This window comes from Rufibacter hautae (assembly GCF_008271695.1).
GTDB lineage: Bacteria > Bacteroidota > Bacteroidia > Cytophagales > Hymenobacteraceae > Nibribacter > Nibribacter hautae.
The window spans coordinates 1,645,620-1,670,376 of record NZ_VKKY01000002.1 but is presented as its reverse complement, the minus strand read 5'-3'; the positions used below and the strand labels follow the sequence as shown (position 1 = coordinate 1,670,376).

13 protein-coding genes are annotated in these 24,757 nt (G+C 52.4%); 12 read left to right on the top strand and 1 reads right to left on the bottom strand.

What is annotated here, in order from left to right; genetic code table 11:
* Positions 1-742 precede the first annotated feature (742 nt).
* The 5 genes from FOA19_RS15825 to FOA19_RS15805 all read left to right on the top strand — a co-directional run bounded on the left by FOA19_RS15825 (position 743) and on the right by FOA19_RS15805 (position 12,348).
* Positions 743-3,742 (top strand): SusC/RagA family TonB-linked outer membrane protein, encoded by a 3,000-nt coding sequence (locus FOA19_RS15825; RefSeq protein WP_149091744.1) that lies wholly within the window; start codon positions 743-745, stop codon positions 3,740-3,742.
* A gap of 18 nt (positions 3,743-3,760) precedes the next feature.
* Positions 3,761-5,353 (top strand): RagB/SusD family nutrient uptake outer membrane protein, encoded by a 1,593-nt coding sequence (locus FOA19_RS15820; protein WP_149091743.1) that lies wholly within the window; start codon positions 3,761-3,763, stop codon positions 5,351-5,353.
* 544 nt (positions 5,354-5,897) lie between these two features.
* A complete protein-coding gene (locus FOA19_RS15815; RefSeq protein ID WP_149091742.1) occupies positions 5,898-7,868 on the top strand; it encodes a glycoside hydrolase family 127 protein in 1,971 nt (656 codons plus the stop codon).
* Positions 7,869-8,003: 135 nt separating this feature from the next.
* The gene (locus FOA19_RS15810; protein ID WP_149091741.1) at positions 8,004-9,668 is read left to right on the top strand and encodes a M1 family metallopeptidase; all 1,665 of its coding nucleotides are present in this window, start codon (positions 8,004-8,006) and stop codon (positions 9,666-9,668) included.
* Between the two features lie 364 nt (positions 9,669-10,032).
* Positions 10,033-12,348 carry a S9 family peptidase gene (locus tag FOA19_RS15805; RefSeq protein WP_149091740.1) on the top strand — a complete coding sequence of 772 codons (2,316 nt, stop codon included), beginning with the start codon at positions 10,033-10,035 and terminating at the stop codon, positions 12,346-12,348.
* Between the two features lie 72 nt (positions 12,349-12,420).
* Here the strand turns inward: FOA19_RS15805 and FOA19_RS15800 are convergent, their stop codons facing one another.
* Positions 12,421-13,329 (bottom strand): AraC family transcriptional regulator, encoded by a 909-nt coding sequence (locus FOA19_RS15800; RefSeq protein ID WP_149091739.1) that lies wholly within the window; start codon positions 13,327-13,329, stop codon positions 12,421-12,423.
* Positions 13,330-13,541: 212 nt separating this feature from the next.
* On the opposite strand from FOA19_RS15800, the gene FOA19_RS15795 reads away from it, so the two are divergent.
* From FOA19_RS15795 to FOA19_RS15765, 7 genes are all read left to right on the top strand, one after another.
* Positions 13,542-14,474 (top strand): dihydrodipicolinate synthase family protein, encoded by a 933-nt coding sequence (locus tag FOA19_RS15795; RefSeq protein ID WP_149091738.1) that lies wholly within the window; start codon positions 13,542-13,544, stop codon positions 14,472-14,474.
* Between the two features lie 114 nt (positions 14,475-14,588).
* The gene (locus FOA19_RS15790) at positions 14,589-16,043 is read left to right on the top strand and encodes an aldehyde dehydrogenase (NADP(+)) (protein ID WP_149091737.1); all 1,455 of its coding nucleotides are present in this window, start codon (positions 14,589-14,591) and stop codon (positions 16,041-16,043) included.
* 6 nt (positions 16,044-16,049) lie between these two features.
* Entirely contained in the window at positions 16,050-17,051 is a 1,002-nt protein-coding gene (locus tag FOA19_RS15785) for a 4-hydroxyproline epimerase (RefSeq protein ID WP_149091736.1), read from the top strand.
* Between the two features lies 1 nt (position 17,052).
* Complete coding sequence (locus FOA19_RS15780) at positions 17,053-18,300, top strand: NAD(P)/FAD-dependent oxidoreductase (protein WP_149091735.1); 1,248 nt, start codon at positions 17,053-17,055, stop codon at positions 18,298-18,300.
* Positions 18,301-18,388: 88 nt separating this feature from the next.
* Entirely contained in the window at positions 18,389-20,161 is a 1,773-nt protein-coding gene (locus FOA19_RS15775) for a DUF885 family protein (RefSeq protein WP_149091734.1), read from the top strand.
* A 158-nt stretch (positions 20,162-20,319) separates the two neighbouring features.
* On the top strand, positions 20,320-22,533 hold the full coding sequence (locus FOA19_RS15770) for a S9 family peptidase (protein WP_149091733.1): 2,214 nt from the start codon (positions 20,320-20,322) through the stop codon (positions 22,531-22,533).
* Between the two features lie 100 nt (positions 22,534-22,633).
* A complete protein-coding gene (locus tag FOA19_RS15765; RefSeq protein ID WP_149091732.1) occupies positions 22,634-24,616 on the top strand; it encodes a glycoside hydrolase family 97 protein in 1,983 nt (660 codons plus the stop codon).
* The last annotated feature ends 141 nt before the right edge of the window (positions 24,617-24,757 follow it).

The following is a 24,757-nucleotide window of genomic DNA, read 5'->3' as shown; positions in this document are numbered from 1 at the left end:
ATATAGTATCTGTATTAGATAATCCAGAAGAGGGGTTGCAACAGAGTATATAGTAGATTTGTAAAGGTGCCGCACTCAATACATCAGATCAGGTAAAACAATTACCGTTAGTCCTTGTACTGGCTAACGAGAAAGTGCTAAAAGAAACCTTGTCTTATTATTTGAAGAACTATGATGATTTTCTACTTGGACATGAAATAGGGTGCAAAGGTTTAACCGTAATGGGGAAATTTATTTGAAAAAAACCAGGGAAGCAGAAAGAGGTCATATTGTAAAGGTTCAAATAACCTAGAGTTGTTATATGAACCATCGTTTTCAAGGGTAATTTGTATTATTCTTGGAGGTGTGATTGTTTGCCTGCTTAATTCCTGGGGATTTTCTTCTTGCTACCCTTTAGAAATCAACTAAAAAGAGTTTACCATATAAGTATCCCGCAAAAGAGGGCTGAGGTAATCAGGTATTCCCTTCTTCTTGTGCTCCTGCCTATACCCTTTAGTTTTTTTAAAGAATAGGCTTTTGCAAACTTTTCCTGAGAGTAGGAGGTGTTCAGCAGCATTTCCTTTCTCGTTGATACCCGCACTGCTGGTGGGTATAGCTACATCTGGCTTCGGCTGCTCGTTTTACAGCTTCTATCTGTCAATTTCTCAGATGGCAACCCAGCGCCTCCTGGTTCTGGTAGATGGCACCTTCATGTCTGAAGGGTAAGTGAATTATTTCAATTTGTAATTAAACAATTGACTTTATGAAATGGAAATTTACGAATAGAGTACTCGCTTTGTCGGGTACCGTGGTATTGTACGCTCTTCTTCCCTGTGTACAGCAGGAAAGTGCCTATGCTGGGGTAAGAGGCCACCTTGAAATCACGAGACAAGACCGACCAGTGTCAGGAACGGTGACTTCGGGTGAGGACGGTTCTTCCTTGATAGGGGTTTCTGTTTCTGTGAAAGGGGGAACGGCTGGGGTTATGACCGATGTAAACGGTAAATACCAGCTATCTGCCCCTGCAAATGCTGTTTTGGTATTCAGTTATATCGGGTACACTCCCCAAGAAGTACTGGTGGGCAACCAGTCTCAGATTAATATCCGGCTGAAAGCTGACCGGCAGGTTCTGGAGGAAGTAGTGGTCATTGGTTACGGAACCCAGAAGAAGGGTGATGTAACTAGCGCCGTAGCCGGAGTAGACAGAGAAGACTTTGTGCAGGGGGCAGTGCGTGATGCGGCCCAGTTGGTACAGGGGAAAGTAGCTGGTTTGCGAGTAAACACCCCCAGCGGAGACCCTAATGCCAGTACCCAAATCAACCTGCGGGGTATGAGCTCCATTATAGGAAACTCTAACCCATTGGTGATTATAGATGGCGTTCCGGGCAATCTGAACACGGTTGCGCCAGAGGATATAGAATCCGTGGACGTGTTGAAAGACGGCTCAGCGGCTGCTATCTACGGAACCCGGGCTACCGGAGGGGTAATCCTGATCACTACCCGTAAAAACCAGAGCGACCGTAGCACCGTGGAATACAATGCCTATACCAGCATCCAGAAAATTGCCAGGAGACCTGAACTGTTGACGGGCGATGATTACCGCCGGTTGATCGCAGAGGAAGGCATTGACTATGATGATTATGGCGGAAATACAGACTGGCTGGATGAGATCATGCAGACACCTATCAGCCATAACCACAACTTAACTTTCTTCGGGGGAAATTCTGCCACCAATTTTACAGGCTCGCTCAACTACAAAAATTGGGAGGGTATAATAAAAAAGACAGGGCAGGAGCGCTTTGTGGCCAGGGCAGATATCAACCACGCCATGTTTGATGAGAAGCTAAAGGCAAACATCCAGTTGATCAACACCGTTGGTTCTTCTAAGCAAGGTGGTGGCGACGGATATGCGTACCGGCAGGCCATCATTCGTAACCCAACGGACCGCGTGCGTACCGAGACGGGTGAATGGCAGGAGCGGGGCGGGTACTTCTACCTGAATCCGGTATCTAGAATTGAGGAATACAATCAGGAGTATTCTACTAAGGAAATGAGAATGAGCGGAAGCTTAGACTATTCTCCAATCAAAGACCTGCATTTCAAGATGCTGGGATCCCATATTCAGTGGAACTCATTATTTGGATATGCCTCCACGTTCAATCACTCAGACACCTGGCTAGACAACCGCAACAGCAACGCCGGCAGAAGCACCAACGCTAGCAGGACTAACTTGCTGGAGCTTACCTCTAACTATGCCAAAACCATAGGGGCGCATAGTTTCAGTGTCTTGGGCGGGTATAGCTGGCAAGATGAAACCAATGAAGGGTTCAATGCCGATAGCTGGAATTTCCCTACAGATGCCTATGGCTGGAACAACCTGGGAGTAGGTCAAGCCCTCCAGGCTGGTAATGCAAGTATTGGTAGCGGAAAAGACAATTGGAAACTGATAGGTTTCTTCGGCCGTGCCACGTACGCCTGGAATGATAAGTACCTGTTCATGGCAAGCGTGCGGCGGGAAGGCTCTTCTAAATTTGGGATGAACTCCAAATGGGGTACTTTCCCGGCAGTGTCTGTGGGCTGGAGAATAAGCCAGGAAGAATTTATGAGTTCCTTAGGGTTTGTTTCTGACTTGAAAGTAAGAGCGGGTTACGGGGTTACGGGTACTATTGCCAACGCCTCGTATATCTCTCAGATCAGCTATAACTTCAGTCGGGATGAAGGGGCCTTCATTGGAGGGCAATGGGTAAGGGGTTTTTCTCCGGTACGTAACTTTAACCCAGACCTGCGCTGGGAGAAAAAAGGGGAGTACAATGTGGGGCTTGACTTCGGTTTCCTGAAAAACCGCATCAGTGGTTCCTTGGATTTCTTTCGTCGTGACATCAAAGACTTGCTGTATGACTTTAGGGTTCCCACCCCTCCTTACCTGTTTGACTTCATTACCATCAATGCGGGTACGCTACGGACCCAAGGGTTTGAGGCACTGGTGAATTTTGTACCGGTGGAAACCAAGAACTTCACCTGGAATTCAAATCTGACCTACTCAACAAATAAAACGGAGCTGGCTTCCTTAGCCAATGACCAGTTTGAAACCACGGCAGAGTATTTTGATGCTGGGTATACCGGAGAGCCTATTCAAGACTTCACGCACCGGGTAGCGGTTGGAGAACCCATTGGTCGCTTCTATGTATGGAAAACAGTAGGGGTGGACGCAAACGGCGGATGGCTGGTGGAGAGCAAATCCGGAGAAACCATTCCTATCAGTGAAGCCACCCAGGAAGACCGCCAATACTATGGCAATGCCATTCCAAAACATGTATTGGGTTGGAACAACTCTGCCCGGTTCAAGAGCTTTGACATGACGGTCAACATCAGAGGCGCCTTTGGGCATGACATCCTCAACTTCCAGCGCATGTTTTATGAGAACCCTAAGAACCCAGCTTACAACATGCTGAAAACCGCATATGACCCGGTTTACGGCCAACGCCTTAATAATGACTTGGTGTATGTAAGCCACTACATTGAAAAAGGAGATTACGTGAAGATTGACAACGTGACCTTTGGCTACACTTTGCCGAAAGACCTGATCAAAGTTGTGAGAAACGCAAGAGTGTTTGTGTCTGGCCTTAACCTGGTAACCTTCACTAACTACAAAGGATTGGATCCCGAAGGCGTGAGTTACTCTGGGTTTGATCCGGGCAACGACCAGCGGGACAAATACCCTACCACGCGTACGTTCACGGCTGGCCTTAATGTATCCTTCTAGGTTTTTAAAAGTACGATCATGAAAAAGAAATTTATTGCCTATACACTGGCCACCACTTTAGGGGCCGTGGGCGCTATCAGTTCTTGTACCAACCTGGATGAAGATGTTTATTCGCAGGTTCTTGCCGATAGCTTTAAACCAACTGAAAAGGACATTCCTGCCATTATCGCGCCCGTGTATGCCTCGTTTAGGGGTTTGATGATGGGCTGGCAAGGGTACTTTGATTTGCAGGAGGAAAGTGCAGATGCCATCGCTACCCCAGCCCGACCCAATGGCTGGTATGATGGGGGTACTTATCTTCGGATGCACACCCACGCTTGGACAGCACTGGAGTGGCAACCTCAGAACACCTGGGGCAGCGCTTTTAGAAGCATTAACACGGCCAACCGGGTGCTTGCCCAGATTGCGGATGGTGAAATCGCCATAGAAACAGGCAAGGAGGCCTTGGTAGCAGAACTGCGGGCCGCCCGGGCATTCGCTTATTATCTCCTTTTAGATAACCATGGTAATGTTCCTATTGTAACCGATTACAAAGACATCCAGCTACCAGATCAGAAATCGCGCCAGCAGGTGTATGACTTTGTGGAGAAAGAACTTCTGGAAGTAGTAGATGTCCTGAGTGATGACCCTAAAACCACCTACGGCCAGTTTAATAAGTGGGGCGTGAAAGCTTTGTTGGCGAAGATTTATCTGAATGCTCAAGTTTACACCGGCACTCCCCAATGGGAAAAATCAATCCAGCTGGCTGATGAGATCATCAACAGTCAGAAATACTCGCTGGACCCTAACTATTCAGATGTCTTCACTTACACAAATCAGAATTCCCAGGAAATCATTTTTGCCATTCCATATGACCAAATCTATGGTCAGGGCAATATTGTCCATATGAAAACGCTGGACCCTGCCAGCCGCTTTGTATACAAGATGCAAGCCGGACCTTGGGGAGGCAACGCCGCTGTTCCGCAGTTCATAGACACCTATGATGCACAGGACAGCCGTTTGCAGGACACCTGGATTATGGGACCCCAAAAGAATGCTGCTACCGGTGAAGTGGTCATTGATTACAAAAAGCTATTGCCTAGTATGGCTGCCACGGAATCAAACGAAGGCTACCGGATTGGGAAGTATAAAATCAAGGAAGGAGCTACCGGGGCATTGGACAACGACTTCCCGATGCTGCGCTACGCCGATGTGCTCATGATGAAAGCCGAAAGCCTGCTGCGGTTAGGCCGGGCTGATGAGGCGGCCGTCTTGGTAACCCAAGTGCGTCAGCGGGCTTTCAAAAATACAAACCCAGCCAAAGCCACCGTAACCGGCGATGACCTGAAGCAAGGGAGTACCTATGAGTACGGGTTGCAGGATGTGAACGGGAACGTGCAGGCTGGTCCTGGTAGCGGCGGTGCCGACATCCAATTCGGGAGAATGCTGGATGAATTAGGGTGGGAGTTTGCCGCAGAGGCGCACCGCAGACAAGACCTGATCCGTTTCGGGGTGTTCGGGAAAAAAGCCTGGTTTAACCACAGCCCAAGCAGTGATGCCAAAGCACTGTTCCCCATTCCGGCTGATGAGATCAATAAGAACCCCAAACTGGTGCAAAATCCAAGTTATTAGAGTGTAATTGGTTTGTTTGTTAGAGTGTCTGCTCATTCATGCTCCTTGTAAAAGGGGTAAGGGTGAGCAGATTTTTTGTTTCTCCTCCGGTCTGTTAAGCGACTGTTAACATAGTATTACCATTGGCTAACATGTTGAAGTCTCTTTTAAAGGTAATAATGTTTATTGCATTAGAAGAAGATTTCAATAGAGGAGAGCTTTAGGCCTGTTTTCTTGAAACTAGCCCTAAATCAAACCAGATGCCGCGGGAAAATGCTTTGCCTTGCGCAGAAAGAGTCAGTGGAACCAGTTAGTTGCACCAAAATAGGTGATGTGACGGGCACGGTGGTTTAAATCAGATGCCATAAATATAACCCCCTATTTATGAACAATCGGAAAAGATGGTATATCCTGCCCATGGTTCTTAGCGGTTTGTTCGCTTTCCAGCCGTCCCAGGTGCAATTGCATGTTCCGGAATGGAATTGCACTAAAGCCCAGGCAAAGGCTCTCTTGTCCTTTCTCACATCAGGTGTTTACGCTCTGTTTTTTGTAAAAGACCATTAAAATGAAGAAAAACCTACTTAGTCTACTGGCCATTTGCCTCGTGCAAACGGGGGCGTTCGCGCAGGGCGGCATCAGGAACATCGCGCCGGTGAACTTCTCCAAAGTCACCATCAACGATGCCTTCTGGAAGCCCCGCATTGACCAGGTGGCCACCGTCACGATTCCGGTCTGTATTGAGCAAACTGAGGTGAAAACGCCCCGCATCCAGAACTTCGAGATCATGGCTGGGCTGAAAAAGGGCGAGTTCAAAGGCCTTTTTTACGATGACTCCGATGTCTATAAAGCGCTGGAGGCGATTGCCTATTCCATCAAAAACAAACCCTCCCCTGAGCTGGAGAAGAAAGCCGACCAGTGGATTGACATTATCGCCAAGGCCCAGCAACCCGATGGCTACCTGAATACCTATTACACGCTCCAGTTCCCGGAGAAGCGCTGGACCGATATGAGCATGCACGAAGACTATAACGGCGGGCACCTCATAGAAGCCGCCGTGGCTTACTATGAGGCCACCGGCAAACGCAAACTGCTGGATGTCTCCATCAAATTCGCGGATCATTTCGCCTCGCTGTTCGGGCCAGGCAAGCAGCACTGGGTGACTGGGCACCAGGAACTGGAGCTGGCCCTGGTGAAGCTGTACAAAACCACCAATAACAAAAAGTACCTGGACTTAGCCGATTGGCTTCTGGAGGAGCGGGGCCACAAACTAGCCAAAGGCTACACCTGGACCGACTGGAAAGACACCGCCTATGCCCAGGATGTAGTGCCGGTGAAACTGCAGAAGGAGATCACGGGGCACGCCGTGCGGGCCATGTACATGTACACCGGTGCCGCCGATGTGGCTGCCCTGAAAGGCGATGAAGCGTACATGGGCGCCATGAAAAACGTGTGGGAAGACGTGGTCTACCGCAACATGTACATCACCGGCGGCATCGGCTCCTCGGGCCGGAACGAAGGCTTCTCTAAAGACTATGACCTGCCCAATGAGCACGCGTACTGCGAAACCTGCGCCTCGGTGGGCATGGTGTTCTGGAACCAGCGCATGAGCTCCATGACCGGCGACAGCAAGTACGTAGACGTGCTGGAGCGCAGCCTCTACAACGGAGCCTTGGATGGTTTGTCGCTGAGCGGCGACCGGTTCTTCTATGGTAATCCGCTGGCCTCACGGGGGCAGCACCAACGCAGCGAGTGGTTCGGAACCGCCTGTTGTCCGGCTAATATTTCCCGCCTCATCGCCTCGCTGGGCAATTACGTTTATGCGCAGTCTGGAAACGGGGTGTGGGTGAATCTATACATCGGGAGCCAGACCAATCTCAATACTCCCAACGGGAACCTTCCGCTGGAGATGAAAACCAATTACCCATGGGAGGGCAAAGTGGATCTGACCGTGAATCCGGCGAAGGCGACCAACGCGACGCTGCACCTGCGCATTCCGGGTTGGGTACAGGGAGAACCAGTGCCTGGTGACCTGTACCGCTTCTCTGACAAGACCCCTTCTAAATTCACCCTCAAACTTAATGGGAAAGCGGTGCCTTACAAAATGGAACGCGGCTACGCCGTCATTGACCGCAAGTGGAAGAAAGGTGATCGCCTGGAACTGGACTTCCCCATGGAGGTGAAAAAGGTAGTGGCCAAAGACAGCCTGACCTACAACCAGAACCGGATCGCCCTGCAGCGCGGTCCGCTGGTGTATTGCGTGGAAGGCGTGGACAACGGCAAGGAAGCCTGGAACATGGTAGTGCCGGTGGATACCCGTTTTGAGGCTACTTTCAACCAACAGCTCCTAAACGGCGTGGTCGCCCTGAAAGCCGAAGTACCGGTTATCTCCGTGAGTGCCGATGGCCTGTCTACCGTGACCCAACGAAAAACCATCACCGCCATTCCTTATTATTCCTGGGCCAACCGGGGCAAAAGCCCGATGCAGGTCTGGTTGCCCACTAAGATCAACGGCATCCTGCTGAATTATAACCAGTGATAAAAGGTAGCTGCACGCTGGAGCAGATTCATACTTTTCGCCAAATCTGGGCCAGCGTGTACTCCTGTATTTTGCTTTACCTGTTTTGGGCCAGTTTTCTGAGAATCGGGCCTGAAACAACTGACCAGTTTTCCTATGGATTATACATCACTTAGCGTGAGAACCTGTTTTTTGTCGGTCATTTTTCTGTTGCTGTGGGGCACCGTGGCGCAGGCGCAGACCAAAACGTTTACCCGTCAGGATACCCTGCGGGGAAGTATCACCCCGGAGCGGGCCTGGTGGGATTTGACGTATTACCACCTCAATGTGAAGGTAAACCCCGCTGACAGCACCATCAAAGGCATGAACGCCATCACCTACAAAGTCCTTACGCCCAACCAGCGCCTGCAGGTGGATTTACAGCCGCCCATGCAGATTGAAAAGGTTCTGCAGAACGGGAAAGAACTCACCTTCACCCGCGACGGAAACGCCTGGTTTGTGCAGCTAGATCAGAAACAAACTAAGGGCGCGGTGAACACCGTGGAGGTGTATTACGGCGGCAAACCGGTGGTGAGCAAGAACCCACCCTGGAGCGGCGGCATCACCTGGAAAAAAGACGCCAACGGCCAGCCTTTCGTGGCGAACTCCAACCAAGGCGACGGCGCCAGTTTGTGGTGGCCCTGCAAAGACCACATGTACGATGAGCCCGACAGCATGCAGATCAGCGTCACCGTGCCCGAGAATTTGATGGATGTCTCCAACGGGAAGTTCCGGGGTGTGCAGCAGAATAATGACGGCACCAAAACCTTTCACTGGTTTGTGGCCAACCCCATCAACAATTACGGGGTGAACCTGAGTATTGGCGACTACGTGCATTTCTCGGAGAAATACAAAGGCGAGAAAGGCCTGTTGGATCTGGACTATTATGTGTTGAAGGAGAACCTGGAGAAAGCGAAAGTGCAGTTCAAAGACGCCCCCCGCATGCTCAAGGCGTTTGAGCATTGGTTCGGGCCGTACCCGTTCTATGAAGACGGTTTCAAACTGATTGAGGTGCCGTACACCGGCATGGAGCACCAGAGCGCCGTTACGTATGGCAACGGGTACAAAAACGGCTACCGCGGCAAAGATCCCAGCGGCTCCACCGGCTGGGGCATGAAGTTCGATTTTATCATCATCCATGAATCGGGGCACGAGTGGTTCGCCAACAACATCACCTACAAAGACATCGCCGATATGTGGATCCACGAGAGTTTCACCAACTACTCGGAGAACCTGTTTGTGGAGTACCATTACGGGAAGAAAGCCGGCAGCGAGTACGTGATCGGAACCCGGGCTGGCATCGGGAACAAGCAGCCCATCATCGGGGAGTACAACGTAAACCACAAAGGCTCCGGCGACATGTACCCAAAAGGCGGCAACATGCTGCACACGCTTCGGCAAGTAGTCAATAACGACAAGAAGTGGCGCGACATCCTGCGGGGGCTCAACAAGGAATTCTACCACCAGACCGTGACCACCCAGCAAATTGAAAACTACCTAAGCATGCAGGTAGGGCGTGACCTTACGCCATTCTTTAACCAATACCTCCGCGACATCCGGATTCCTAAGTTGGAATACCAACTCGCCGGCAACACCCTCAAATACCGTTGGAGCAACACCGTCGCCGGGTTCAACCTGCCCGTGAAAGTGTACCTAAATGGCAAGGAGAAATGGCTGGAACCGGTGACCACCTGGAAAGAACTAAGCGGCGTAAAACCCGGCATGGAGCTTACCCTTGATCCTAATTTTTACGTGGAAGTCGCTGGTAAAGAGAGTATCTAAGCAGCCATATTCACTCTAATTTGTTTTAAGCGGATTTATTTAAAACGGCTTGATACTGGGTAAACTTCGCTTGGGAAGGGGGAGGAAAAAGTTACGTTTTTTCTACATACGCTTATAGCCGATTTAAAGCCGATATTCCAAATTTAGGCTCTAAACGGCAATAGCAACTTCGCAGAGACCGAGAACAGAACCTATGCTTCCTTAATCGTAAAATTTTGATGGTTAGTGGTTTATAAGCTTTCGAATTACAGTTTTCAGCTCCAGCAGACCTGCTAATATTGTATCAGGAGATGCTAATATGCTGAACAGAAATTACCGGTATTAAAGACATATTGCAGTACACTTCCACCAAATCCGGCCTGAAATGTTTCACTTCCCCTACCTTCCTTTTGCCAAGCCGAGCGGGCACAACGTCACCTTGAAGCAGCTGCTGGTTTGTGCCATTGTTCTCCTGAGTTCTGCCCAACTTCGGGCGCAGGGAACCAAGGCCGATTACGAACGCGCAGAGAAGCTGAAGGTCGCCATGAATACGAAGGTGTATTATGCGCCCACTCGGTTCAATTGGCAGGAAGGGAAAGAGTCTTTCTGGTATGTGCGGCAGACGCCCAAAGGGAAGGAATTCATGCTGGTCAACGCCCGGAAACGCTCTAAAAAACCGGCCTTTGATCAGCAGAAACTAGCGAAGGAATTATCATCGGCTTTGGGCAAACCGGTAGAGGCGTACAACCTTCCCTTTACTGAGATCACCTTTGTGGAGGATGGCAAAGCCCTGGAATTTACCGCGGAAGGAACAAAATGGCGCAGCCCTTTGAATTCCTACAAACAGCAGAACCTGGGCAAAGCCGAGGAGCGATCCAACCGCTACTGGGGCGATAGGGGGAGCGACCAAGGCAACAAGCCCGTGCCTTCGCCGGATAAGCAATGGGAGGCGTTCATCAAGAACCACAACGTCTACATCCGCTCGGTGAAAGACAAAAAAGAAGAGTATCAGTTAAGTTTCGATGGCTCGGCGGGAGAGTACTATTCCTCCTATCTGGAGTGGTCCCCGGACTCAAAGAAATTGGCCACCAACCGGGTGCGGCCTAACAAAGAACATCTGGTGTACTTGATTGAGTCCTCGCCCTTAGACCAACTGCAACCCAAGCTCCATTCCCGCAATTACCTCAAACCCGGCGACGCGCTGCCGCAACGGGCGCCCCAGCTTTTCCTGGTGGAGGAGAAGCGGCAGGTGCCGGTGGACCCGGCGCTCTTTGGGGTGGGGATGCAGTATGATTTGTCTAACCCCAGCTGGCGGAAAAACGGGCAGGCATTCACGGTGGAGTATAACCAGCGAGGCCACCAGGCCTACAAGGTGCTGGAGGTAGATGCGCTCACCGGCAAGGTGCGGGACCTGATCAAAGAAGAAAGCAAGACCTTTATTGACTATAGCGGCAAGCGATTCCGGCAGGATGTGGGGGATGGGAAAGAGATCATCTGGGCCTCTGAGCGCGATGGCTGGAACCACCTTTACCTCTATGACGGCGCTACCGGCAACGTCAAAAACCAGATTACCAAAGGCGATTGGGTAGTGAGGAGGGTAATCCACGTGGATGAGAAAGACCGCAGCATCTTGTTTGAAGGCAGCGGGCGCGAAGCAGGACAGGACCCGTACCTGGTCCAGTACTACCGGGTGAACTTCGACGGCTCCGGCCTCACCGCGCTCACGAAGGAAGACGCCCACCACACCGGTACTTTCTCCTCTGATTTCAAGTATTTCGTGGACAATTACTCCCGGGTAGATAGTCCGCCTGTGACGGTGCTCAGAAGTGCTACCGATGGGAAAGTAGTGATGGAACTGGAGAAAGCCGATGCGGCTGAATTGCCTAAAGCCGGCTGGAAAGCCCCGGAAGTGTTTACCGCGAAAGGCCGCGATGGGCAAACCGAAATCTGGGGCATTGTGGTGCGGCCAACCAACTTTGATCCTGCTAAAAATTACCCGGTTATTGAATATATCTACGCCGGTCCGCACAGTGCGTTTGTGCCCAAAACGTTTAACTCCGGCGCCCGGCACATGCAGGAACTGGCCGAGTTGGGGTTTGTGGTAGTGCAGATAGACGGCATGGGTACCTCTAACCGATCCAAAGCCTTTCAGGATGTCGCCTGGAAAAACATCAAGGATGCGGGCTTCCCGGACCGCATTGCCTGGATGAAGGCCGCCGCCCAGAAATATCCGTCTCTGGACTTGACGCGGGTTGGCATTTTCGGGACTTCCGCCGGTGGGCAGAGTTCGGCCGGGGCCCTGTTGTTCCATCCCGAGTTCTACAAAGTGGCGGTTTCCTCCGCGGGATGCCATGACAACCGAATGGACAAGATCTGGTGGAATGAGCAATGGATGGGCTTTCCCATCGGGCCGGAATACGCCGCCTCCTCTAACGTGGTCAACGCCCATAAACTGCAAGGCAAGCTGATGCTAATTCTGGGCGAAATGGATGACAACGTAGACCCGGCTTCCACGCTGCAATTGGTAGACGCGCTTATCAAAGCGAACAAGAACTTCGACTTCCTGATGGTGCCTGGCATGGGCCATTCGTCCGGCGGAGACTACGGCGAGCACAAACGCCGCGACTTTTTCGTGAAGCACCTACTGGGCATTGATCCGCCCGCTTGGGAGATCAAGAACCAGGAAAAGGCCAAAAGCTGATTTAAGCCTGAAATCCGAAAAACAGCCCTAAAACAGAGCTGGCTAAATTCAATCCACCCAAGAAGAAAACCGTTACTCCTGGGCTGTTTCCACCAACGAAAAGTCTTTGGTGAATCGGGTGTTGTGGAGCTTGACAAACTCAGTGGGGGTGAAGTTGGTGATGTCTTTGAACTGGCGGTTGAAGTAGGAAATGTTATCGTAGCCGCATTCAAACGCCGTCTCCCGGATGTTCCATTTGTCCTCAATCAGGAGCTTGCAGGCATGGCCAATCCTGATTTCATTCAGGAACTGAGAGTACGTTTTTTGGGTGTGTTGCTTAAAATACCGGCAAAACGCATTCACGCTCATGTTGGCCACGTTGGCGGCATCGCTGAGTTTAATGTCCTCAGAGAAGTTGTTCATGATGTAATTGAAGACATCGTTGATTTTACGGTTGTCAGATTCGTTGAGGTTCGCGTTGAAGCCTACCGAGGAGAGCATTTCCAGTTCAGTGGAGTGGGAGAGGAGGTTGAAGATGATCAGCACCTGGATGATGCGCTCAAAACCTTTTAGGGTACGCATGTCCTGCAGGAGGGCCATCACCTTTTTGCGGGTTTCGCCTTTGATGAGCAGGCCGCGCTTGCTGTTAAGTAAAAATCTTTGCAGGTCGTGTGCCTCGGGAAGCGAGAAAAGATTATCTTCAAAAGACGCAAGGTCTACAAACACGGAGATGTTCTTGGCTTGCAGTTCAGAGTCTGGTTCATAGTACTTTTTATCGTTCCGGAACACGTGCGGCAGGTTAGAACCCAGCACCACAATGTCCCCCGAACCGAAACTGCCAATGCTGTCGCCAATAAACCGGGTGCCGGTGCTTTCGCAGATGACCATGATCTGCAACTCGGGGTGAAAATGAAGGTTCTCGTAGAAATGACGCTGCTCATCATACTGAACCCTTACGGATTCGCCTGATGTTTTCGGGATTTTGAAATGTAAGGGTTTCATGGTGCGGGTAAGAAAGTAAGAAGTAGGAACCTACCTAAATTTAACTAACATTATTGATAAATCGGCACAAGCGCCCTAATTGATAATTCTGTATTACCAATGGGTAAAATGTAGGAATTGCCTTCAGCCCCTAAAGGGTAGTTTTGTTAAGCTCTTATACAGGTCTAAAAATTATAAAAATCAAATACAGTAACAATAAAAAATAGCACGCCATGAATGTACAATGGAAAGGAGTTTTCCCTGCTGTCACCACCAAGTTCACGGAGCATGACCGACTTGATATACCTGCGTTTCTGAGCAACATTGAGGCTCAGTTGAATGCCGGGGTGAACGGGATCATTTTAGGGGGGACCTTAGGGGAGGCCAGCACCTTAACAGATGAAGAAAAAGCAACGTTGGTGAAAGAAACCGTTGCGTTTGTAGACGGCAAGGTGCCCGTGGTGATGAACGTAGCCGAGCAGTCTACTGCCAAGGCGATTCAGGCGGCCGAAGAAGCCCGGAAGAACGGGGCGAGCGGACTCATGCTGCTGCCTCCTATGCGCTACAAAGCCGATGCCCGGGAAACCGTGACCTATTTCAAGGCCGTTGCCCAGTCCACGCCGCTTCCTATCATGATCTACAACAACCCCATTGATTACCGCATTGAGGTGACGTTGAACATGTTTGAAGACCTGGCCTCTGAGGACAACATTCAGGCGATAAAGGAATCTACCCGCGAGGTAGGTAACATCACCAAAATGAAGAACCGTTTCGGGGATCGATACAAGATCCTTTCCGGTGTGGATACCTTGGCCCTGGAAAGCCTGGTACTGGGTGCCGAAGGTTGGGTAGCCGGTTTGGTCTGCGCTTTCCCCGCTGAGACCGTGGCTATCTATAAACTGGTAAAAGCCGGCCGCTTAGAGGAAGCCGTGAAAATCAACCGGTGGTTCTACCCGCTGCTGGAACTGGATGTGCATCCTAAACTGGTGCAGAACATCAAACTGGCCGAAGTCTGCACAAACCTGGGCACTGAGGCCGTACGTCAGCCCCGGCTGCCGTTGGAAGGCGCAGAGCGCGAGCAAGTTCTGGCCATCATCAACGAGGCGCTGGAAACCCGTCCGGTTTTGCCTGACTTCAAAACAGAAAAAGAACTTATATCCTTGTAGCAGCCTAAGCCTATGTGAAAGTACATAGGCTTAGGCTTTATAGGGCCATCTGGTAAGATGGCTTACGCCGAAAGGCACAAGATTTATTAAAACGGAGGATAATCAATGCCAAGCATGTCGCTAGACCAGGTGCTTCAAACCGCCGAGGTAGCATTCCATACCTACAAAAAAACACCCGCCCAGGTGAAAGCCACCTTTCTGCGGGCCATTGCCACCGAGATTGAAAACTTGGGAGACGAACTGTTGCAGGTAGCCAGCCAGGAATCCAATCTGCCTTTGGCGCGCCTCACCGGAGAACGGGGCCGGACCATGAACCAGCTTAAGGCTTTTGCCGAATTGCTGGAGCAGGGCGGCTGGCTGGAAGCCACTATTGACCCTGCTTTGCCCGATAGAAAACCCCTGCCCAGACCAGATCTGCGTCGCATGCTGTTTCCTTTAGGGCCAGTAGTGGTGTTTGGGGCCAGTAATTTCCCTTTGGCTTTCTCCACCGCCGGTGGAGACTCTGCCTCTGCGCTGGCCGCTGGTTGTCCAGTGGTGTACAAAGAGCATCCGGGGCACCCAAAAACCTCCCAGCTGGTATTCGGGGCCATCCAACAGGCTCTGGGCTCCTGCGGTTTGCCAACTGGGGTTTTCCAGCACGTAAGCGGCGGCATTGAAGTAGGGCAGGAACTAGTAAAGCATCCTAAAACCAAGGCGGTGGCGTTCACGGGTTCTTATAAAGGCGGTAAAGCCATCTTTGATCAGGCCTGCCAGCGCGAGCAGCCTATTCCGGTCTATGCCGAGATGGGAAGCATTAACCCTGTTTTCATATTGCCCGAGAAAGCAGAAGCAGAAACCGTGACTTTAGCAGAACAGGCAGCAGCCTCGGTATTGATGGGCGTAGGTCAGTTCTGTACCTGTCCGGGGTTAGTGTTTTATCCGCAGTCCCAAACGACCGAGTCCTTTTTAGACCTGCTTTCCCAAAAACTAGGTGAATCTATCGGCGATAAAATGCTGCATGAGGGTATCTCCAAGAACTACTACCAGGGCTTGACCAGACTACTGGCCGAAAGCGGCGTGGAAACCTTGGTGACGGCGGAGGAAGATGTATTGACCGGTCATGCCGCCTTAGCCAGAACCAATGTGCAGGAGTGGCTTAAAAATACGGCGCTGCAGGAAGAGGTCTTCGGGCCGTTCACCTTGGTGGTAACTTATAATGACATGGCAGAACTGGAGCAGGCGGCGGAAGTGCTGCTAGGGCAGCTCACCTGTACCATCTGGGGAACGACCAATGAACTAGCTGAAGCCGGAAACCTGGTAGACACGGTACGCGAGAAATGCGGCCGTCTGTTGTTCGCCGGCGTGCCGACGGGCGTGGAGGTAAGCCCCGCCATGACCCACGGCGGACCGTTCCCAGCTACTTCAGACAGCCGCAGCACCTCGGTGGGCACCAACGCCATCAAACGGTTTGCCCGGCCCATCACTTTCCAATCGGCACCACAGGACCTGCTGCCCGATGAATTAAAAGATCAGAACCCCCTTTCCATCTGGCGTACCGTGGATGGACAGTTCACCAAAGACCCCATTTAACCCTTTATGGCAAGAAAAACCTTCTTCTGTATTGATGCCCACACCTGCGGGAACCCCGTGCGCCTGGTAGCCGGGGGCGGACCCGTTTTGCAGGGTGCTAACATGAGCGAAAAGCGCCAGCACTTCTTACAGGAATTTGACTACATCCGGAAAGGCCTCATGTTTGAGCCGCGTGGCCATGATATGATGTCGGGGAGCATTTTGTACCCGCCGCATGACCCGCAGAACGACGTAGCCGTTTTGTACATCGAGACCAGCGGGTGCCTGCCCATGTGCGGCCATGGCACCATCGGTACCGTAACCATCGCCATTGAAGAAGGTCTGATTACACCCAAAACGCCCGGCGAACTACGGTTGGAGGCACCCGCCGGCCTGGTCAAAATCCAATATACCCAGGAAGGCAAAAAGGTAAAATCAGTGAAGCTGACCAACGTGGCCTCTTATCTGGCCGCCGAAGGCTTGACAGTGGAATGCCCGGAGTTGGGTGAACTGACCTTGGATGTGGCCTACGGCGGAAACTTCTACGGCATCATTGATCCGCAGGAAAACTTCCCTGGTTTGCAGGAATTCACCGCCGATAAGCTCATTTCCTGGAGCCGCGTCATCCGGGAGCGCATGAACGAAAAGTACACCTTCGTGCACCCTGAGAATCCTACCATCAACGGCATGAGCCATGTGCTCTGGGCCGGCGATACACTGCAACCAACCTCCACCGCCCGCAATGCCGTGTTCTACGGCGACAAAGCCATTGACCGTTCGCCTTGCGGCACCGGAACCTCGGCGCGCATGGCCCAATGGTACGCCAAAGGCAAGTTGAAACCCGGCGATGTGTTTGTGCATGAAAGTTACATCGGGTCTATCTTCAACGGCACCATTGAAGGAGAAACCACGGTGGCCGGCAAACCCGCCATTCTGCCCGGCATTGAAGGCTGGGCCATTGTTACGGGGCTCAACACCATCTTTTTCGATGACGAAGACCCTTATGTTCACGGATTCCAAGTGATTTAATATGAGCAGAGTTACCATTGTGGGGGGCGGCATCATCGGCCTTTTTACCGCGTATTATTTGTCAGATGAAGGCTTTGAGGTCACCATTATAGACAAAGGGGATCTGTCCAACAGTTGCTCCATTGGCAACGCCGGCATGATCGTGCCCAGCCACATTGTGCCGCTGGCCTCGCCGGGCATCATCGCCAAAGGCATGAAGTGGATGCTTTCCTCTACCAGTCCCTTTTACATCCATCCCAAGCTGGATTTGCGCCTGGCCCAGTGGTGCTTGCTTTTCTACAAAGCGGCCACCAAAAAGCACGTGGAATACAGCATTCCGTACCTCAAGAACCTGAGTCTGTACAGCAAAAACCTGTACGTAGACTTTGCCGGCAAGCACAACTCGCCGGAAGTGGGCTTCCAAGAAAAAGGACTGCTGATGCTCTACAAAACCGAAGAGGCAGCCCACGAGGAAGTGGAGTTCGCGCACTTGGCCCGCAAGCACGGCCTGGAAACCGAGATTCTGTCACCAGATGAAGTAAAGCAACTGGAACCGCATGCCGGCATGGACGTGCGCGGCGGGGTCTTTTTCCCAGGCGATGCTCATTTAAATCCGTCGCAGCTGCACGCGTATCTGGTGCGGCACCTGGAACAGAAAGGAGTCAAAATAGTTCGTCGTGCGGAAGTGCTGGACTTTGCCACCTCCGGTAGATCCGTCACTTCCGTCATCACCGACAAAGGGGAGTTTGCCTCGGACCAGGTCATCATCGCCGCCGGGAACTGGGCCGGTGAGGTGGCCCGTAAACTTAAGATCACCATGCCCATGCTGGGCGGCAAAGGTTACAGCTTTTTAACCAAGAATGCTCCCGCCATTCAGCGTCCGGCCATTCTCACCGAGGCCCGCGTGGCGGTAACTCCTTTCGGAGACCAGGTCCGGTTTGGCGGCACCATGGAAATCACCAATGACAACACCAGCATCAACCTGAACCGGGTCAAAGGCATCCACAATTCTATCTCCAAATACTACGGCGGTTTTCAGGCCGATTTTCCGGAAAAGGACCAAATCTGGAGCGGCCTGCGTCCGTGCTCGCCGGATGGTTTGCCGTACATCGGTGCCACCAGCCGCTGGAACAATGTGCTGTTTGGCACCGGCCACAGCATGATGGGCCTCAGCCTGGCCCCGGCCACCGGTAAGCTGCTCACCGAGGAACTCATGAACCGGAAATCATCGGTGGGCATAGACGCCTTCTCGCCGGACCGATACAGTTAACCTCTTTGCAAGTTCTTCTCTTCCAGGAAGAGGGGAGCGCGAAGTGCGCTTACCCTGCTCACCAAGACCCTTAAGCCATTCCAAAACTATGATCTGCCGCTGGCCTCGCTTCCTGACGTTTTCTTGTTTACCAGTTGTTTTTACGCTCCTGAGTTCGGGGGCCACGTTCGCCCAGAGCCCCAATGTGCTGTACGAACAGACAAGCGAGGTGAACAACCTGCTGGTGAAACTGAAAGCCGATGAAGGGAGTCTGCGGCGCTTCTATTTCATGGAAAACTCGCCCGAGTTTACGGCCCGTTTTCAGAAACTGTACAAAGAATACCAGCAGCAACTCAGCACCCTCAACTACGACCAACTGAACACCGGCAGTAGGGTAGACTACCTTCTCACCAAGCGCAACCTGGCCGAGGAACTGCGCCTGCTGGACGTAGCCGCCAGGGAGTACAGCCAAATCAGCAAATGGGTACCCTTCGCGGAAAAGATCTATGCCCTAGAAAATCCCCGTCGCCGCGGCCTCAACGTGGATGGGCAGAAAATAGCCGCCGACCTGAACCTGATTGAGAAAAGTTTAACCGCCTCCAAAACCGCTTTAGAGGCGGAACCGCGTTTAGACCGGGACCTGGCCTACCGTTTACAAGGCGTGACGCTGGACTTGAAAGATGCTCTTAAAAGTGTCTACACATTCTACTATGACTATGAGCCCAGCTTCTCATGGTGGACCAAAGAACCCTACAAAAAAGTAGACACCCTGCTGACCCAGTACGCAGCTCTGGCCGAGAAAAAAGGCAAGGTGCCGGCGAAAGGCCAGAAGATAGACAAGAGCGGCATTGTGGGCAATCCCATCGGGAAAGACGAACTCATCCGGCAGCTGCAGTATGAGATGATCCCCTACACCCCCGAGGAGCTGATTGACATTGCCAACAAGGAATTTGCCTGGTGCGACCAGGAAATGCTGAAGGCCTCGCAGGAAATGGGCTTCGGCAAAGACTGGCACGCGGCGCTGGAGAAAGTTAAGAACCTGTACGTGCCCGCCGGCAAGCAGCCCGAGGCCATGCTGGATCTCTACAACCAATCGGTGGACTTTCTGAAAGAAAAAGACTTGATCACCATTCCACCGGTAGCGGAAGAAACCTGGCGCATGCAGATGATGAGCCCCGAGCGGCAACTGGTAAACCCCTTTTTCTTGGGCGGCGAGACCTTCATCATCTCGTACCCCACCAGCACCATGGCCCATGAAGACAAGCTCATGAGCATGCGCGGCAACAACCCGCATTTCTCCCGTGCCACTGTGCACCACGAACTCATTGCCGGGCACCACCTGCAGGGCTTCATGAACGACCGTTACAAAGCCTACCGCACCTTTTTTACGCCTTTCTGGACCGAAGGCTGGTCGCTCTATTGGGAGATGCAGCTCTGGGACCAGAAGTTTCCGCGCTCCGCCGAAGACCGCGTAGGCATGCTTTTCTGGCGGATGCACCGGTGCGCCCGCATCATATTCTCCTTGAATTATCACCTAGGCAAATGGACCCCGCAAGAATGCATTGATTTCTTGGTAGACCGCGTGGGCCACGAACGCGCGAACGCCGAGGGCGAGGTGCGCCGCTCCTTTGAGGGCCGGTACAGTCCGCTGTACCAGCTGGCCTACATGATAGGTGGCCTGCAATTCTACGCCTTGCAGAAGGAACTGGTGCAGACCGGCAAAATGACGAACAAGCAGTTCCACGATGCCATCATCCAGGAAAACAACCTGCCCGTGGAGATGGTCCGCGCCATTCTGCTGAACCAGCCACTACCTAAGGATTTTACCTCCAACTGGCGCTTTTACGGCAATGCCAACGGTAAATCCGCTTCTAAAAAATAAATTAATTAGGGCCGGAAAGTTCAACCTACGCCTTCCTTTTTAACCTCTGTTTTAGGCTAGTTTTCAGGAAAGTAGGCCTGAAACAGGGCTTGTTCAAAACGGCACTTGGAGGCTCCTTCAAAAAACACGATACTGCAGGTGAATCAACCTCAAGAGATATGAACAGGTCACGTACCACATCCGGGAAACCGCTTTTCCTTTTACTTCTTCTATGGCTGGCATTGGGGCTGCCGGGTTTCGCGCAACAGCGCGGCGGCGTGTTCTGGCTCAAGTCGGGAAACACCTATGTGGTGCCGGAGGAGGGGAACATCACCGCGTATACCTTGCCCGGTAAAACCAAACTGGTACTGGTGGAGAAAGGACAATTGGTGCCCACCGGAAAAGCAGAGCCGTTGAAGGTGCGCAGTTTCGCCTTCTCAGACGACGAACAGAAAGTCTTGCTGTTTACCAACACCCAGAAAGTATGGCGCTATCACACCCGCGGCGACTACTGGGTGTATGACCGGCAAACGAAAAAACTGCAGCAGTTAGGCGTGGGTCGTCCGGTTTCCTCGCTCATGTTTGCTAAGTTTTCGCCAGACGGTAAGCAGGTGGCGTACGTGAGCGAGAACAATATTTACGTGGAGGACATCGCCTCGCAACAAGTGAAACAGCTCACCACCGACGGTACCCGCAAACGCATCAACGGCACCTTTGACTGGGTCTACGAAGAGGAATTCGCCTGCCGCGACGGATTCCGCTGGAGCCCAGACAGCAGGAAAATCGCTTTCTGGCAGATAGACGCCTCTGACGTGAAAGACTATTTCATGTTCAACCTCACCGAGGGCGTGTATTCCAAGGTGTTGCCGGTGGAATATCCCTCTGCCGGAGAAGCACCTTCGCCTTACAAGATTGGGGTGATTGACGTGGCCGCGGGTGCTACCAAATGGATGGACGTGCCCGGTGATCCCCGCCAGAATTACGTGCCCCGCATGGAGTGGGCTGCCAACGCCAACGAGATCATCCTGCAGCAACTGAACCGCAAGCAGAATGAAAGCAAGCTGTTCCTGTGCAATGTTACTTCGGGCAAAGCCACCAACATCCACTCGGAGAAAGATCAGGCCTGGATTGATGTGATCTCTACCTGGGACAGCAATTATAACAACGGCGGTTGGGACTGGCTCAGCAATGGGAAAGAGTTTTTGTGGGCGAGCGAGAAAGACGGCTGGCGCCACCTGTACCGCGTGAGCCGCGACGGCAAAAAGGAAACCCTCATCTCCAAAGGCGCTTATGACGTCATGTCCATCGTGAATGTGAATGAGCAGGACGGTTATGTTTACGTGATGGCCTCTCCGGAGAATGCCACGCAGAAATATCTGTACCGCGTAAAGCTGAACGGCAAAGGCAAACTGGAGCGGCTATCCCCGGCTTCGCAACCCGGCACGCACCAGTACACCGTGTCGCCTAACGCCAAATTCGCCTTCCACAGTTTCTCCAACCATTACACCAGACCCGCCTCGGAATCTATTTCCCTACCCTACCATAAAGCCTTAGGTGGCACCAGTGCGGTGGACCAGGCGCTGACTCAGTCAAACAAAGCGAGTTCTCCGGTGGAGTTCTTCAAAGTGAAAACCTCTGAAGGGGTGGAGATGGATGCCTGGATGGTGAAGCCCACCAACTTTGATCCGAAGAAGAAATACCCTGTGGTGTTCCAGGTATACACCGAGCCTGCCGGTCAGACGGTGCTGGACAGCTACGGCACCGGCATGAACAACCTGTACAACGGCAGCATGGCCGCTGATGGCTACGTGTACGTGTCCGTAGACAACCGCGGCACCCCGGGACCGAAGGGCCGGGACTGGCGCAAGAGCATCTACCGCCAGGTAGGCCGCCTCAACATCAAAGACCAGGCAATGGCCGCGCAAGAGATCCTGAAACAACCTTTTATTGACACCTCTCGGGTAGCGGTGTGGGGCTGGAGCGGCGGCGGCTCGGCTACCCTTAACCTGCTCTTTCAGTATCCGCAGATCTACAAGACCGGGATCTCCGTGGCGGCAGTGGGTAACCAGCTCACCTATGACAACATTTACCAGGAGCGCTACATGGGCCTGCCGCAGGAGAACCTGGAAGATTTCGTGAACGGTTCGCCCATCACGCACGCCAAAAACCTAAAAGGAAACCTGCTCTACATCCACGGCACTGGTGACGACAATGTGCACTACAACAACGCTGAGCAACTCATCAACGAACTGGTGAAGCACAACAAGCAATTCCAGATGATGCCGTATCCCAACCGGTCGCACAGCATCTCGGAAGGAGAGGGGACCTCGGAACACCTGGCTACTTTGTTCACCAATTACCTGAAGCAACATTGTCCGCCGGGTGGACGGTAGGCTTTCATCCCAGTTTTATTGAAACCCTTTTAAGGCAATTTTTCAGGAATCAGGCCTAAAACAGCTCGGGCTCAGCCTTGAGCAAACGAAACGAAACTCCATGCAACGCAATCTCCTCGGGAAAATTCTGGTGCTACAGCTGTGCCTCTGGTTAACCAGCACGATCACCTTCGCGAAAGACTATCTAATTACTTCGCCGGATAAAAACATCCAGGTCAAGGTGTCGGTGACCGATGTCATCAAGTGGTCGGTGGCCCGGAAAGGGGAGGCGGTGCTGTTGCCTAGTCCGTTGAGCATGACGTTGGTGTCGGGGGAGAAGCTGGGCGTGAACCCGGTGGTGCAGAAGGATGTCCGCAGATCAGTGAAGGAGACCATTACGGCGGTGGTGCCGGTGAAGAACCGTTCCATTCCGGATGTGTACAACGAGCTGAAACTGCAGTGTAAGGGCGGGTATGTGGTTCATTTCCGGGCCTACAATGAAGGAGCCGCCTATCGGTTTGAAACCAATTTTCCAGGTAAGGAAATAGAGGTGCAGCAAGAAACCGCCGATTTCCAGATGGGCGGCAACTACCAGGTATACTGGCCTCAGGAAACCGACCCTGAGTTCCAGTCGCATTACGAGGCTACGTTCAAAGATACTACGCTAGCATCAATCAGAAACCAACAGTATGGATACCTTCCCCTGCTGTTCACCTCGGGCAAAGGCACCAAAGTGCTTCTCACGGAAACTGACCTGTACGATTACCCCAACCTGTTTCTCTTCGGGAGCGGCAGTTCTCAGTTAACCTCAGCCTTCCCCAAGGTGATTCTGGAGTCAAAGCTGAAAGGCAACAGTGACCGGAATGAGCAGATCACCCGCAAAGCCGGGTACATCGCCCGCACCTCGGGCAAAAGGACATTTCCGTGGCGAACGCTCATCGTCACTGATGACAAAGGCCTGCTGGAAACGGAGCTGGTGTACAAACTGGCCTCGCCCAACGTGCTGCAGCAAATCGCCTGGATCAAGCCCGGCAAAGTGGCCTGGGACTGGTACAACTTCAACAACGTGTACGGCGTGGATTTCAGGGCCGGCGTGAACACCAATACCTACAAATACTACATCGACTTTGCGGCCCAGTACGGCCTGGAGTACATCATTCTGGACGAGGGCTGGTCAGCGGCCACCACCAACCTGATGGCGCCCAACAAAGACCTGGACCTGGAGGCCTTAATGCAGTACGCCAACAGCAAGAACGTGGGAGTGATTCTGTGGGCGCTGTGGAACACCCTGGACAAAGACATCGACGGGATTCTGGACCAATTTGTGAAATGGGGCGTGAAAGGCGTGAAGGTCGATTTCATGGCCCGCGGCGATCAGTACATGGTCAACTACTATGAGCGCGTAGCCAAAGCCGCCGCCCAGCGCCACTTGCTGGTGGATCTGCACGGGGCCTACAAACCCGTCGGACTGAACCGGAAATACCCCAACGTGCTCAGCTACGAGGGCGTGAAAGGGCTGGAGAACAACAAGTGGAGCGACATCATCACCCCCACGCACAATGTCACGTTGCCTTTTACCCGCATGGTGTCCGGACCAATGGATTTCACGCCCGGGGCCATGGTGAACTCCACCAAGGCGGGCTTCAAAGACGTGTTCAACCAACCTATGAGCCAAGGCACCCGGGCGCACCAGGTGGCCATGTACGTGATCTACGAAAGCCCGCTGCAGATGCTCGCCGATAGTCCCACGAACTACCTGAAAGACCCGGAGTGCACCAGGTTCATCAGTCAGATTCCTACTACCTGGGACAAAACCGTGGCCCTGGCTGGAGAATCAGGCAAGTACGTGGCCATGGCCCGGCAGCACGGCAAGAACTGGTACATCGGGGGTATGACGAACTGGGATGCCCGGGACCTGAGCCTTCCTTTAACTTTTCTGGATGGGAAGACTTATCGAATGGAAATCCTCCGCGACGGCATCAACGCCGACCGCCATCCGCAGGACTACAAAATCGAAAGCAGAAATGTGAAAGCTGGTGATATCGTGCCCGTGAAAATGAGTGGCGGAGGTGGCTGGGCTGCCATCCTTAAACCGGTAGAATAACCCTTCCCAGTTTTAAGGCTGATTTTAGAAAAATAACCCCAAAACCACAGGGGTGTGGGGCAGAAGTTGAAACGGAAGCCCACCGTTAAATTTGCTTACCATCTTGCCTGTTTTCGGAGCAGTTTTACCAAAACAGCCCTG